The 14,227-nt window shown below is 73.0% G+C and carries 13 protein-coding genes; 10 read left to right on the top strand and 3 right to left on the bottom strand.

Features of this window, described 5'->3' with window-relative positions:
* Positions 1-4: 4 nt before the first annotated feature.
* Positions 5-193, bottom strand: a complete 189-nt coding sequence (locus ACTMVF_RS23940; protein ID WP_441273155.1) for a hypothetical protein — start codon at positions 191-193, stop codon at positions 5-7.
* Positions 194-423: 230 nt separating this feature from the next.
* Between ACTMVF_RS23940 and ACTMVF_RS23935 the strand changes: the two genes are divergently transcribed.
* The 10 genes from ACTMVF_RS23935 (at position 424) to ACTMVF_RS23890 (ending at position 12,473) form a co-directional block, all read left to right on the top strand.
* Positions 424-1,416, top strand: coding sequence for a DUF3068 domain-containing protein (locus ACTMVF_RS23935; protein ID WP_441273154.1), 993 nt, complete (start codon positions 424-426; stop codon positions 1,414-1,416).
* A 206-nt stretch (positions 1,417-1,622) separates the two neighbouring features.
* A complete protein-coding gene (locus ACTMVF_RS23930; RefSeq protein ID WP_441273153.1) occupies positions 1,623-2,909 on the top strand; it encodes a glycosyltransferase family 4 protein in 1,287 nt (428 codons plus the stop codon).
* 11 nt (positions 2,910-2,920) lie between these two features.
* Complete coding sequence (locus ACTMVF_RS23925) at positions 2,921-3,721, top strand: class I SAM-dependent methyltransferase (protein WP_441273152.1); 801 nt, start codon at positions 2,921-2,923, stop codon at positions 3,719-3,721.
* Positions 3,718-7,866, top strand: coding sequence for an alpha-(1->3)-arabinofuranosyltransferase domain-containing protein (locus ACTMVF_RS23920; protein ID WP_441273151.1), 4,149 nt, complete (start codon positions 3,718-3,720; stop codon positions 7,864-7,866). The genes ACTMVF_RS23925 and ACTMVF_RS23920 overlap by 4 nt, the downstream gene beginning before the upstream one ends.
* Positions 7,863-9,242: a condensation protein gene (locus ACTMVF_RS23915; protein WP_441273150.1), complete on the top strand. Its 1,380-nt coding sequence runs from the start codon at positions 7,863-7,865 to the stop codon at positions 9,240-9,242. Before ACTMVF_RS23920 ends, ACTMVF_RS23915 begins: the two co-directional genes overlap by 4 nt.
* Entirely contained in the window at positions 9,239-10,000 is a 762-nt protein-coding gene (locus tag ACTMVF_RS23910) for a class I SAM-dependent methyltransferase (RefSeq protein ID WP_441273149.1), read from the top strand. Before ACTMVF_RS23915 ends, ACTMVF_RS23910 begins: the two co-directional genes overlap by 4 nt.
* A 4-nt stretch (positions 10,001-10,004) precedes the next feature.
* A complete protein-coding gene (locus tag ACTMVF_RS23905; protein ID WP_441273148.1) occupies positions 10,005-10,910 on the top strand; it encodes a DMT family transporter in 906 nt (301 codons plus the stop codon).
* The gene (locus ACTMVF_RS23900) at positions 10,907-11,119 is read left to right on the top strand and encodes a Trm112 family protein (RefSeq protein ID WP_441273147.1); all 213 of its coding nucleotides are present in this window, start codon (positions 10,907-10,909) and stop codon (positions 11,117-11,119) included. The genes ACTMVF_RS23905 and ACTMVF_RS23900 overlap by 4 nt, the downstream gene beginning before the upstream one ends.
* A gap of 37 nt (positions 11,120-11,156) precedes the next feature.
* Positions 11,157-11,897: a TetR family transcriptional regulator gene (locus ACTMVF_RS23895; protein WP_441273146.1), complete on the top strand. Its 741-nt coding sequence runs from the start codon at positions 11,157-11,159 to the stop codon at positions 11,895-11,897.
* Between the two features lie 159 nt (positions 11,898-12,056).
* Entirely contained in the window at positions 12,057-12,473 is a 417-nt protein-coding gene (locus ACTMVF_RS23890) for a Zn-ribbon domain-containing OB-fold protein (RefSeq protein ID WP_441273354.1), read from the top strand.
* 25 nt (positions 12,474-12,498) lie between these two features.
* On the opposite strand, the gene ACTMVF_RS23885 is transcribed toward ACTMVF_RS23890, so the two are convergent.
* The gene (locus ACTMVF_RS23885) at positions 12,499-12,885 is read right to left on the bottom strand and encodes a PPOX class F420-dependent oxidoreductase (RefSeq protein ID WP_441273145.1); all 387 of its coding nucleotides are present in this window, start codon (positions 12,883-12,885) and stop codon (positions 12,499-12,501) included.
* Between the two features lie 58 nt (positions 12,886-12,943).
* Positions 12,944-14,158 carry a MalY/PatB family protein gene (locus ACTMVF_RS23880; RefSeq protein WP_441273144.1) on the bottom strand — a complete coding sequence of 405 codons (1,215 nt, stop codon included), beginning with the start codon at positions 14,156-14,158 and terminating at the stop codon, positions 12,944-12,946.
* Positions 14,159-14,227: the final 69 nt, after the last annotated feature.

Raw genomic sequence — 14,227 nt, 5'->3', positions numbered from 1 at the left:
GCGATCAGCGATCAGCGGTCGGCGTGCGTGGCACGGAAGCTGCCCGGTCGCCCGCCGGTTCGGGGAAGGTGACCAGCGGTACGTTCGGCTGCTCGGGAGCGGCGGTCAGGGCGGTGACGAGGCCGAAGGCGGCACCCGCGGCCAGGGCGGCGGAGAGTGCGCACGCCAGGAGGACGGCGACGATTCTGGACATGGGGGCGAGAAGCCTCTCGGTCGATGAGGTTGTCACCCAGCGTTCCGGCCCGGTCCGGCACGATCAGTATTAAGTCAGTGTTGACACCTGGTCAATAGCGGCTTAATTTCGCCGGTCATAACTACTTACTCCCCGGTAGGCCAGATTCGCCCCGGGTGACCCGGACTGGCTCGCGCCCCGTCGCACAGGTCGCACAGTCTGCATCTTTCCGCTGCCACCGGAGTGCCCTCATGCGCCGCACAGCTTCCGTTCTGCCGTTGATTCTGCTCGGGTTGGGCATTTTCACGCTGGTTTTCGGCCAGCTGCTCGACCGGTATGTGGAGCCACGGGTCAAGCGCACACCGGTGGACGTCGCGACGGACTCGGTCCTCACCGGGACCGGGAGCTATTTCGATACCGGTGCCCTGGAGACCGTCCACGGGAAGCGGATCACGATCACCCGCCGGATCGTGGGCGACGTGGCCGCCGCCGAACGCAGCGGCAACGCGGTGTGGAACGTCTCCACGCAGATCGACACCCCCACCACACTGCCGCTTCGGGACCCACGCAGGTCGCTTCAGTGGACCACCGAGCGCTGGGTCACGGACCGGCGGTCCAACCTGCCGGTGCACTGCTGCGGCGAGCAGCCGTCATTCCGGGGCGACGCCTATCTGAAGTTCCCGTTCGACGTGCAAAAACGCACCTACCAGTGGTGGGACGGCGTGCTGGGCGCGGCGGTACCGCTGAAGTTCTCCGGGACCGAGAAGGTGCTCGGACACGAGGGCTACCGGTTCACCGGCGCCGTGGAGCCCAGGCGGACGGGCGTCACCCGTGAGGTGCCCGGATCGCTGGTGGGACGGCCGAAGCAGCGGCAGGTGGCGGCCGAGGAGTGGTACGCCAACGCCGGCATCGAGCTGGTGGTGGAGCGGCGCACCGGCCGGATCATGAACGCGCGCATCGCGCCGAAGATCACGCTCCGGGCTCCCGGTGGCCGGTCCGACGCCGTGACGCTGCTGGCGAGCGACCGGGTCGAGTTCACCGAGGCGACCCGGCGCACCCAGGTGGCCGAGACCGCGCGCGACAGCCGGCGACTGGAGATCCTGGGCGAGACCGCGCCCACGCTCGCCACCGTCGCGGGCGGTGTGCTCACGGCTGCCGGGCTGACGCGCCTGGCCCTTGGACGGCGGCGCCGAGCCGTGCCGGAGGACTCACAGAGGGTCGACAGGACTCACACAGGTGACTGATCCGGGGGAGCGAGCAGGGACAAATTGTCACCTGCGTGCGTAGCCAGATCGAACGCTCAATCCGAAAACTTACGTTACTAACCAGTACATCCGCGTTCTCCCGGAACCGGCCCAAACGTCACCCCCCGTCCCCGCCCAGCGTGTCTCCCCGGTCGCCCGGCTCCCTCCCTCCTCTCTCCCCCCGTATCCGACGAGTTGGAGCAACGATGCCCCAGCACGCTTCCTCCCTGGTTTCCGGCCAGGAGAAGACCGCCGCCGCTCATCCCCGCAGCACCGGCCGCCGCACCCCCGGCCCCGAAGTCACCGCCTCCGGCTCGTCTTCGTTTCCGCGCCGGATCGTCTTCCTCGCCCGCCGCGATCTGGACAACCCGGCCGCCGGCGGTTCCGAACTCCTCGTCGACCGTGTGGCCGACGGACTCACCGCCGCGGGCCACCAGGTCACGCTGCTGTGCGGCGGCCCGGCCGCGTACCGCGACTACCGCGTGGTGTCGGCGGGCGGCGACGCCGGTCACTTCCTGCGCGCCAAGCGGGCGTTCGCCCGTCAGGTCGGAGGTTGCGACCTCCTGGTGGAGGTGTGCAACGGCATGCCGTACCTGGCTCCGCTGTGGCACAAGGGGCCGACCCTGTGCCTGGTGAACCATGTGCACACCGACCTGTGGGACATGCGCTACCCGGGCCCCATGGCCCGGCTCGGCCGCAGGCTGGAGCACTGGGCGCTGGCCGGCCCGCACCGCGACAGCCTCACGGTCGCCGTGTCCGACTCCACCGCCGCGGCCCTGCGCGCCATCGGTGTCCCGCCGGACCGGATCAGGGTGGTCCACAACGGCGTCGACGCACCCGGACCGCTGCTGCCCAAGGCCTGCGAGCCGCTGTTCGTCGCGGTCGGGCGGCTGGTCGAGTACAAGCGGATCGATCTGCTGCTGCGGCTGTGGGAGCGGGTGCGTCCGGTCACCGGCGGGCGGCTCGTCATCGTCGGTGACGGCCCCGAGCGGGAGCGGCTTCAGGCCATGGCCGGGCCGGACGTGGTGTTCACCGGCCGGGTCTCGGAGGCGGAGAAGCACCGGCTGCTGTGCCAGGCGTGGCTGCTGCTGCATCCGTCCCTGGTGGAGGGCTGGGGCCTGGTGGTCACCGAGGCCGCCGCGCGGGGCACCCCGGCCGTCGGCTTCGACATACCGGGTCTGCGGGACTCCGTCGTGGACGGGGTGACAGGCGTGCTGGCCGGGGGCGAGAGCTCGTTCGCCGCCGCCTGGTGCACCCTCGCGCTCAGCCCGGAGCGCCGTAGGGTCATGGGCCGTGCCGCCGAGGCGCGCGCCGAGAACTTCCGGTGGAGCAGCACCGTCCGTCAGTTCCGTGAGGTGGCGGCGGAGGCCTGTCGCACGGTACGGCCCGCGCAGGGTGGCCCGCCCATCGCGCCCGGCGTGCCCCTCCCCCGCATCGCGCCCGGACCGAGCGTCCCGCCGGCGGTCGCCCTCGACCCTTCCGACGGCGCGTGAGGTGGCCGCACATGACTGAGGTCGTCGACCGTCCCCTCAAGGACCCTTCCCTGCGCCGCTCGCTCGCGCTGTTCCGAGCCTTCATGCGCGAGCAGACCGACCCCGAGGGCTGCTACTCGCTGCTGGCACGTGACGCGGTCGCCCAGGTGGCGCGCCACACCGACCTGCGGGGCCGGATCGTCCTCGACGTCGGGGGCGGACCGGGCCACTTCACCGAGGAGTTCCGCCGCCGGGGCGCCCACGGCTACCTCTTCGAGCCCGATCTCGGCGAGTTGGGCTCGCGCGGTCGCCCGCCGGAGGGCGCGGTGGTCGCCGACGGCTATCTGCTGCCGGTGCCCGACGGTGCCGCGGACGTGTGCTTCTCCTCGAACGTCCTGGAGCACGTGGCCGATCCGGAGACCTTCCTCAGCGAGATGGTCCGGGTGACCCGGCCGGGCGGGCTGATCTACCTGTCGTTCACCAACTGGCTCTCCCCGTGGGGCGGCCACGAGACGGCGCCCTGGCACTACCTCGGAGCGCGCCGGGCCCGCGAGCGCTACCGGCGACGGACCGGCCGCGAGGCCAAGCACACCGTCGGCGAGAACCTCTTCCCCGTGCACATCGGCCCCACCCTGCGGCACGTACGCGGACGCGAGGACGTGCGCGTCGTCTCGGCCCGATCCCGCTACTGGCCCTTCCTCCCGGGCGCCGTCGCCCGCATCCCCGGACTGAGAGAGATCGCGACCTGGAATCTCCTGCTGATCCTGCGCCGCACCGGATCCGAGGCGACGCCCGTCGGCAACCAGGCACGTTCCAGCGAGGCACCTTCATGAGCACCACCGTCCAGGCTCCCGCACACTCCACCCCCGCACCCGCGCCGACGGCCCCGCCCGTCCAACGGCGCGGACGACGCCTGCTGTTCGGGTTCTGGGCGGCCGTACTGACGGCCTTCCTCTCGGTGTCCCCGGGACGGATGACCTTCGAGACGAAGCTCGGTGTGGCCGCAGATCCGCTGCGCTTCCTCGGCGACCTGGGTCAGTTGTGGCACGACCGGGCGGGCTTCGGCGGCATCGCCGACCAGTACGTCGGTTACGCCTTCCCGATGCTGCCGTACTACGCCCTGACGGACCTGCTGCACCTGCCGGTGTGGCTGGCCGAGCGGCTGTGGCTGTCGATCGTCGTGACCACGGCGTTCTGGGGTGCCCTGCGGCTGGCCGAGCGGCTGGGCGTCGGTTCGTCCGGGACCCGGCTGCTGGGCGCGGTGGCATACGCGCTGTGGCCCACCTTCACCGTCGTCGTCGGCTCGACGTCCGCCGCCGCGCTGCCCGGGGCGCTGCTGCCCTGGGTACTGCTGCCCCTGACCTCCACGACGTCGAGCCCGCGCATCGCCGCCGCCCGCTCCGCCCTGCTCATCCCCTGCATGGGCGGGGTCAACGCCGCCTCGACTCTGGCGTCATTGCTGCCAGTTGGCCTGTATCTGCTCAGCCGCCCGAAAGGCCCCCGCCGCCGCAAGCTGCTCGCCTGGTGGCTGCCCGGTGTGGTGCTGGCGACCGCCTGGTGGACGGTGCCGCTGCTGCTTCTGCGCGTCTACGGCGAGGACTTCATGCCGTACGTCGAGCAGGCGGACACCACCACCGCCACCATGTCGGCGACCGAACTGCTGCGCGGCGCGGGCAACTGGGTGGCGTACCTCCACTTCGGTGAGGCCTGGCTGCCGGCGGGCTGGACCGTGGCCGCGTCCGTCGTCACCGTGCTCGGCTCGGCGTTCGCCGCCGCCCTGGGCCTGGCGGGTCTGGCCCGCCGGGACGTCCCCGAGCGGCGCTGGCTGCTGCTGACCGTGCTGGCCGTCGCACTGATCGCCCTCGCCGGATACGGCGGCGCCCTCGGCGCGCCCTTCCACGACACGGTGCAGGGGTGGCTCGACGGTCCGCTCAGGCCGTTCCGCAACATCTACAAGTTCCAGCCGGGGCTCGCCCTCGCACTCGCCCTGGGCCTCGCGCACCTGACGGCGGTGCTCGCCGAACGCCGGGGCACCCGGGCATCGCGCTCTCGCCGCTACGTCCCGGTGGTCGCCGCGCTGCTCATCCTGCCGGGTCTGGCGTGGCCGTACGTGAACGGCGGCATCCTCCAGCCGGGCGCGTTCAGCAAGCTGCCCTCCCACTGGGAGCAGGCCGCCGACTGGCTGGACGAGCACGCGGCGGACAGCCGGGCCCTCGTCGTACCGGCCACCGCGCACGGCACCTACACCTGGGGCTCCCCGATCGACCAGCCCTTCGACGTGCTGGCGAAGACGCGGTGGGCGCAGCGGGACTTCGTGCCGTTCGGCACCGCGGGTTCGCGCCGGGCGCTGGACGCGGTCGAGCAGGCGCTGATGTCGGGGAGAGAAGTGCCGGGCCTGAAGGCGTACTTGGCGCGGGCCGGGCTGCACGAGGTGGTCGTGCGCAACGACCTCGACCCCGACCAGATCGGTTACGTACCGCCGCAGACGGTCCGGCGGACCCTGGAGGCCTCCGGCTACCGCAGGGCCGCCGGCTTCGGCCCGCTCGTGACCGCCGGACGCATCCCCGCCGACACCCCCGTCCAGGTGCAGGGCCTCTACCCGCGCCTCCAGGCGGTCGAGATCTACGAGCCCGAGGGTGCCGCCGACCGGCCGGGACTCGTCGGGGTCGACGCGGCCGCCGACACGGCCGTGGTGAGCGGGGGCCCCGAGGCACTGCTCCAGCTCTCCGCCGACCCGGCGCTGCGCGACCGGCCCGCCGTGCTGGCCGGGGACGCCCACCCCGGCGTCGACACGCCGGCGGTCAAGGCCGAGGCCGACGGACTGCGCCGCGCCGACACCCGCTTCGGCCTGGTCAACTCCAACACCTCGTACACCTATACCGCCACCGAGCGGAACCCCTCCGGCAGTCTCCAGGACCCGGGCGAGCAGCCGAAGCAGATCCTGCCCACGCAGGGCGCCGGCCATCAGACGACGGCCGTACTGCGGGGTGCGGCGTCGGTGACCGCGTCCAGCAGCGGGAACTGGCTGTTCCAACTGCCGCAGTACGACCCGGTGAACGCCTTCGACGGCGATGCCGGGACCGCGTGGGCCGAAGGCAGCCCGGGTGAGCCGACCGGCCAGTGGCTGCGCGTGGACTTCACCGCGCCGGCCGACCTGCCGGCGTCGCTCCGGCTGACCCCGCTGCCCGCGGACGCCACGCGGCCCGCTCCCACCCGGGTGCGGATCGAGACGGACCGGGGTTCGGTCGACAGTGCGCTGCGGCCGGACGGTGAGCGGCAGTCGGTCCGCGCGCCCGAGGGCCGGGCGAAGTGGCTGAGGATCGAGATCCTGGACGCCGAGTCGGCGCGCCCCGGGCTGTCCGGCGCCGGATTCTCCGAGGTGACCGTGCCGGGGGTGAAGGTGACCCGGCTGCTGGCCCTGCCGACCGCCGCCGAGCGCATCCAGGCCGACGCGCAGGTGTACTCGCTGCACCGCGGCACCGACCCGGGCGGCCTCGCCCCGGCCTCGACGCAAGCGGGACTGCACCGGCAGTTCCACACCCGTGAGGACACGGGTGCGTACGACGTGACGGCGCAGGCGGTGGCCGTGCCCGGAGACGCGCTGGACCGTCTGCTGGACCGCGTCGCCCCGCAGCAGCGGCAGCGGATCACCGTGTCCGCAGACTCCACCAGCCGCAGCGGCCTCGCGCTCGGCGCGCGCAACCTGGTCGACGGCGATCTGACGACGGCCTGGATCGCCGGGGACCGGCCCGTGATCCATCTGAGCTGGCCGGGCAGGAAGAAGATCGACGAGATCGTCCTGGGTGCGGCGGGCGGCCTGTCCTCCCGCCCCGAGCGGGTGCGGATCAGTTCGCCGCACGGCACGGCGACGGCCGACGTCGACTCCGACGGGCTCGCGCGGTTCGACGCGATCACCACGGACCGCCTCGACATCACGGTCACCAAGACGGCACCGCTGACCCTCCACAACCCCGTCGCCGACGAACGGCTCCAACTGCCCGTGGGCCTGAGCGAGGTGTACGTGCCCGCGCTGGCCGACCTGCGGGCACCGCGGCCCAGGGCCGACGCCCGCTTCTCGCTGCCGTGCGGACAGGGCCCGGCGCTCGACGTCGACGGCACGCTCCACCCGACGAAGGCGTCCGGGCTGGTCCGCGACCTGACGGAGCGTCGGCCGGTGAGGGTGGAACTCTGCGCGAGCGACGAGGCGAAGAGCGGCAGCGTGGAGCTGGCCTTCGGCAGGCACCGCGTGGAGGCCGGTGACACCGGACCGCTCGCGATCACGGACGTCACGCTGTCCCGGGGCGAGCCGCGTGCCGTCTCCGCTGCGGCGGGCCGCGAGGTCACCGTACGGAAGTGGACCGGCGACAGCCGGACGGTCGCCGTGTCCGCCGGGTCGGGCGAGGCGTCGTACCTGCGGACGTACGAGAACGTCAACGACGGCTGGAAGGCCACGCTGAACGGCGAGGAGCTCACGCCGGTCCGGCTCGACGGCTGGCAGCAGGCCTGGTTGATCCCGGCCGGGAAGTCCGGCACCGTGCACCTGGAGTACGAGCCCGCGGGGCCGTACCGGACCGCGCTGATCGGCGGGGCGATCGGTGTCGCCGCGCTCGTGGCCGTCGCCTTCGTGGGTCGGCGACGTACCGACCGAACCCCGGCCGGACACACGGACGTTCCCTCGGCGCCAGGGCTGCTCCTCGGAACGGTGGCGCTGACCGCCGTCGTGGCACTGGTGGCGGGACCGCTCGCCCTGGTGGTCCCGGCGCTCGCGCTGATCGCCCGGCTACGGCCCGGCGCCCTGGTCCCGGTCGCCGCGGTGGCCATGGCCGGGGCGGGGATCGCCGCGGCGACGGGGGCGGGCGCGCCGGTCTCCGCGGATCGCGGGGCCTTCGGTGCCCTCGCTCAAGTGCTGGCAGTGGTGGCCCTGTGCGCGGCGGTCGTGACGATCGGCCCGGGCAGGGCGGGGAGCGGTGAGCGATGACCGCGCTCGAGAGCGATCCCCTCACCGGGCGCGGTACAGGCACGGTTCCGGCGCGGCTGGCGTTCCCGGTCGTCGACGAGGTGTCCCGGCACTGCCTCAGCGACGACGAGCCGGAGACCGTCCACATCGAGGTCCATCTACCCGGCCGACCGAACGGGCAGCGGTTGTGGGAGGCGTTCCGCCGGGCGCTGCTCGTCCACTCCCGGGTCCTCGTACGCCAGGCGCCGCACCGCTGGTACCGGCGGTCCTACGAGTGGGAACTGACCGGCACTTTGGACGTGGACCCGGTGAGTTTCGCCGGGCCGGGGCCCGACGCCCTGGCCCGTGCCCGCGCCCGGGCGCTCGCGCTGTGCCCGCCGCTGTCCGAGTCGCCGCCGGTGCGCCTGGAGGTGGTCGCCCTGGACGCCGTACGGTCCGTCCTGCTGCTCACCCTCCACCACACCGCACTCGACGCGCCGTCCGGGTTGCGGTTGCTCGCCACGACGGCCGCGTTCTACGGCGGGCAGGGCGCGCTCCACGGCGGGGAGGGCACGGCCACGACACCCCTCGCGCCCGTGCACCGGGCGCCCGCCGGGCGGCACCGGGACGGCCGTACGCGAGGGGCCCGGCCCGCACGGCTGGCCCCCGACACCACTGGCAGACCGAGGCGAGCGAGTGCCGCGGCGAACGGCATGCTGCTGCTGGACCTGCCCCTGCCACCAGCGGACCCGGCCGCTCCGTGGACCGTCAACGATCAACTCCTGGTCGCCGCCTCCCTGATGGCGAGCCGCTGGAACCGGTCGCACGGCAGGCCCGACCGGCCGGTGCGGATCACCATGCCCGTGGACGACCGCTCGCGCGACCTGGCGATGCCGCTGGGGAACGGGACGCGGCTCGTCGAGGTGCCGATGACGCCCGAGGACCGGTCCGACGCACCGCTGCTCCTCGCAGGGCGTCCCGATCCGGCGGCCGTGACCCGGCTGCTGCACACCACCGCCCGGCGCACCCGGGCGCTGAAGTCGCAGACGCGCGCACCACTCGGACCGGGGGCGGCCCTGCTGACGGCCCCTCTCCTTCCGGTCGGGGCGCGCGGCGCGCTCACGCGTGGGGTGCGTCGGGCCGTCGCCCCATGGACATCGACCCTGCTGCTCAGCAACGTCGGGCGGGTGCCGTATCCGCTGGACTTCGGCGAGGCGGGGCGGGCCCGTGCCGTGTGGTTCTCCGCGCCCGCCCGCATGCCCCGCGGACTGAGCCTGGCGGCGGCCTCCACCGGCGGACGGCTGCACCTGACGCTGCGCTGGTCGCGCGACCTCCTCGACGACACGGCCGGGGCAGCCCTTGCCGGTCTCTTCGAGGACTGCCTCTCGCTGACGTACGGCCCTCGGAGCACGCCATGAGCACAGCACCGCCGTTTCCTGCCACCACCACGACGTCCTCGCCGGGACTTCGGGACTTCTACGAGGACCCGGCCGTACCGGTCGCCTCCGGGGAGGACCGCAGCCTGCGGCAGGCGCGGATGCTGGCCCGCGCGCTCGGCACCGTAGGGCCGGGCCACCCGCCCGCCACCGTGCTCGACGTGGGGTGCGGGGACGGCTCGGCGGCGGCCGTCGCCGCGCGTGTCCTGGACGGGCACCGGATCGTGGGCGTCGACTGGTCGCAGGACGCGCTACGCCGGGCGGCGCGGCGGCTGCCCTCGGTGGTGCGCGGCCAACTGTCCGACGGCGGGCTTCCGTTCGCGTCCGGCAGTGCGGACGCGGTGCTGTTCAGCGAGGTCGTCGAGCACCTCGTCGACCCCGACGGCGCCCTCGACGAGCTACGCCGGGTGCTGCGACCGGGCGGCCATCTCATGCTCTCCACGCCGAACCTCGCCGCCTGGTACAACCGGGCACTGCTGCTCGGCGGGGTCCAGCCCGTCTTCTCGGAGGTGAGCCTGCGCCGTGTCCACGGCAGGCCGGGCAGCCAAGTGGTGGGCCATCTTCGGCTGTTCACGGCGCGTGCGCTGCGGGAGTTCGTGACCGCGTCCGGCTTCGAGGTCGTACGGCTTGAGGGTGCTCCCTTCCACGGGGTTCCGCGTCCGCTGCGCCCGCTCGACCGGCTGGCCTGCCGGCTGCCGTCCCTCTCCTCGATCCTCCTCCTGCACGCCAGGAGGAGGTAGCGACGTGGTCTGGGGAGTGGTCGCGGCGCTGCTGGCGAACGTCCTCTACAGCACCGGGTTCGTGCTGGAGAAGCGGGCGCTGGCCGGTCTTCCGCCGCTGCGCGCCGCACGGCCGGGCCGAGCGCTGCGGCTGCTCGCGGGCAGCCCGCTGTGGATCGGCGGCGCGCTGGCCCTGGCCCTGGGATTCGCCGCTCAGCTGGCCGTCTACCGGGTCCTGCCGATCGCGGCGGCACAAGGGCTGTTCGTCTCCGGGCTGGTGCTGCTGCTCCTGCTCTCCTCGGTGGTGCTGGGCGAGCGGCTGACGGCCGCGGAGCGACGGGGTCTCGCCGTCATCGGGCTGGCGCTGCTGATGACGGTGGCGTCGCTGCACGACAGCACCGAGCCGATCTCCCGCACCGCCCCGACCGGCACCCTGCTCGCCCTGTGCGTACCGGCGCTCGCCCTCGGCCTGTGGCTGTACGGCACGGCCGAACGGCGGGCCCGGCGCCGCCATCGGACGCCGACGACGGGTGTGGCGTACGCCGTGGCGATCGGGCTGCTGTACGGGGTGAGCTCGCTCGCGATCAAGGGCGTCTCGGGCCGGCTGACCACCACGGGGCTCGGCGACGCCGTACCGGCCCTGCTCACCTCCCCCTACCCCTACCTCCTGCTCCTCACCGGGGCCTTCGGCCTCGTGCTGTCGCAGACCGCCCTGCAGCGTTGCCGCGCCTCGCTGATCGTGCCCGTGTGCACCACCGTCACCTGCGTGTTCAGCGTGGCGAGCGGCACGGTCGCGTTCGGCGAGCCGCTCCCGCAGGACCCGCTGCGGCTGGCCCTGCGATTGGGCGGCACCGCGCTCGCCCTGGCCGTCGTCCTCACCCTGCCGCGTCACGACGCGCACCGCCCCACCTCCGAAGGGAACCGCTCATGAAGCCCGACGACCCGCTGCTGAAGATCCTGGTCTGTCCCCTCGACAAGGGCCCGCTGATCCTGGACGGACCGGGCTCCGCGCTCTACAACCCCCGTCTGCGCCGCCGCTATCCCGTGCTCGACGGCATCCCCCAACTGCTCCCCGACTCGGGCGAACCGGCGTCGGACGAGGAACTGGCAGCACTCAGTACCCTCCCTACAGCGCACTGAGTGCCATGGGCCTCGCTCTGGTGCTACGTTCCCGTCCATGAGCACCAGCAGCGCGTCCCCCGGCCGCGACGAGAAGACGGAGGCCGGGGCGGCGAAGCCCCCGATGCGGGAAGCGCTGGTCGCGGCCGCTTTCCAGCTGTTCCTGGAGCGGGGCTACGAGCAGACGACCGTCGACGACATCGTGGCGCTGGCCGGCGTCGGACGGCGGTCGTTCTTCCGCTACTTCCCGTCGAAGGAGGACGTCGTCTTCCCCGACCACGAACGGTGCCTGGCCGACATGACGGCCTTCCTCGCGGCGAGCGGCGAGGAGCACGAGCCGGTGCGCCGGGTGTGCGACGCGGCCCGGCTGGTGCTGCGCATGTACGCGGAGAACCCGACCTTCTCGGTGCAGCGCTACCGGCTCACCAAGCAGGTGCCGGGGCTGCGCGCCTACGAGCTGTCGGTGGTGTGGCGCTACGAGCGCGCCCTGGCCGAGTATCTGCGCGAGCGCTTCGCCGGCCGGCGCGACGGGACCCTGCAGGCCGATGTGATCGCCGCCGCCGTGGTCGCGGCGCACAACAACGCGCTGCGCTCCTGGCTGCGCTCGGACGGCCAGGGCGACGCGAGCACCGCGGTGGACCACGCCCTCGGGTATGTGCAGACCGCCTTCGGCGCCGCCCCTCCCCCGCGCCCCGCCGACGACGAGCGGCCCGAGGACGTGGTGGTCGTCGTGTCCCGGCGCGGCGCCCCGCTGTGGCGGGTCGTCCAGGAGATCGAGGCCACGCTCGGGCGCGACTGATCCGAAATCCCGGACAGATTAAGGGTACGGAGTGCCTTTACCTATGGCACTGAGTGCCATACGCTGACGCTGTGCACGGTGGCACGGTGAACCGGGCACGTGCGTGCACGGGTGTCCCGCGCACGTGGGATTCCGGCCGAGCGCAGGGAGTTGACCAGCGTGTACCACCACTCAGGAAGCGTTGTTGCTCGTCAGACCGCCGGTTCCACGACCGGCGTACTCGACCCCGCGGCCCCGGCCACGGAGGCCGTCCTCTTCCAGCGCTGCACCTGGTGCGGCACCGCGATGTACCACCGGCTGCTGTGTCCGGTCTGCCAGGGCAGTGACCTGCGCACGGAGCGCAGCGAGGGCGTGGGGACGGTACGCCACTCGACGGTGGTCCACCGCAACACCCCGGCCGCGCGCAATGTGTCGCTCGTCGAGATGGCCGAGGGATTCGTCGTGCGCGGCCGGGTCATGGGCCCGCCCATCGGCATCCACAGCGGGGACCGGGTCCGGCTGTCCACGGCGAAGGACCCGGTCCGGGGCGAGCCGGTGTTCCAGCTGATCGACGAGCCCTACCGGGCCTGGACCTGAGCCCTGCGTGAATTAGGCCGGCAGGTCAGGGCGTCAGCGTGATGCGTATGCCGACCGTGCCGTTGACACCGCGGCGCAGTCGGCTGCCGAGCAGCGTGAGGCGGCCGGTGATCCCGTACTTGCGGGCGATGAGCCTGCGGTAGCGGGCGCTGGTCGCCTCGTCGCAGATCTCGGCGGTGGCGGGGACCTGGTCGCCGGTGGGCCTGCCGCGCAGGTCGCAGGGGCCGACGAGGACGTCGCCGCGGGCGCGGATGCGCTTGACCTTCCAGGAGTCGGCGACCGTCCACACGCCGAGCGCGTCCGCGTCAGGCACCACCCAGACCGGCGTGGCGACACCGGTACCGTTCTTGCGGTAGCTGGTGATGAGCAGGTACTTGCCCGCGCCGAGCTGCTCCAACGACGTGTCGTCCATGGCGGGAAGTGTAGGCAGGGGGGTGGGGATGCCGACCGGCGCCCCCACCCCCCTGCCGTCACTCTCCCTGTCCCTGGCCCGTGCCGTCCCGGTCGAGCGCCGCCGCCATCCGCCGTACGCCTTCCCGGATCAGCTCCGGCGACGTCGCCAGGTTCAGCCGTACGTGCCCGGCTCCTCCGGTGCCGAACGGGATCCCGGAGCTGAGCGCCACCCGGCCGCGGCGCAGGAAGACGTCGGCCGGGTCGGCAGCGTCGCCGAGGCCGAGGGCGCGGCAGTCGAGCCAGGCGAGGTAGGTGGCCTCGCCGGGGCGGTAGGTGATCGCCGGGAGGTGCTCGGCCAGGAGGTCGGCGAGCAGGCGCCGGTTGTCGTCGAGTGCGGACAGCAGGGCGTCGAGCCAGCTGCTGCCGTCGCGCAGGGCGGCGGTGTGGGCTATGACGCCGAGGTGGCTGGGCCCGTGGCTCACCTCTTGGGGCATGCGGGCCAGGTCGGCGGCGGCCGCGGGTCCGGCGACGGCCAGGGCCGCCTTGAGACCGGCCAGGTTCCAGGCCTTCGACGCCGACATCAGCGACAGCCCCCACTCGCCGCCCGGGACGCTCAGGTACGGCACGAACCCGGCACCGCCCGCGGTGATCGGTGCGTGTATCTCGTCGACGACGACGCGCACGCCATGGCGGTCGGCGAGGGCTGCCACGGCGGCGAGTTCGTCCGCGGTGTGGAGTGTGCCGGTCGGGTTGTGGGGGCTGCACAGCAGGAAGGCGGCGCGCCGGCCGGTGGCGACCGCCAGCCGGAACGTTTCGTCAAGAGCGTCGAGGTCGATGCGCAGATCCACCCCCAGCGGGGCCTCGAGCACCCGCCGGTCCATGTGCTCGACGAACTGGTAGAACGGCGGATACACGGGTGGGTTCACGACGACCGAATCGCCCGGCCCGGTGACCAGTTTGAGCATTTCGACCACACCGAGCATCACGTCCGGCACGATCGCCGTCCGCTCCACGGCCAGCCCGTCCCAGCCCCACCGTTTGGCCGCGAATCCGGCCAGCGCCTCGGCGTAGCCGGTGCCCGTCGTGTAGCCGGTGTCGCCGAGTGCGAGGGCGTCGGTGAGCGCGCGGAGGACGGGTTCGGCGAGCGGTACGTCCATCTCGGCCACCCACAGCGGCAGGACGTCGTCGGGGTAGGTGCGCCACTTCGCGCTCGTACGACATCGGAGCCGGTCGAGGGTGAGTGCGCGAAAGGGGTTCGGTTCACCGGACGTTGCGTACGGGATCCTGGTCATGGGGCACAAAGATAGAGGCCTGTGAGGTGGCCCGGAACAGCGAGGACGGGAGCGGTCGGGGCCGGGTGC

The organism is Streptomyces sp. SD31, assembly GCF_052068475.1.
In the GTDB taxonomy this organism is placed as follows: domain Bacteria; phylum Actinomycetota; class Actinomycetes; order Streptomycetales; family Streptomycetaceae; genus Streptomyces.
The sequence above is the reverse complement of the archived record's forward strand: the minus strand, read 5'-3'. Positions and strand labels throughout refer to the sequence as shown.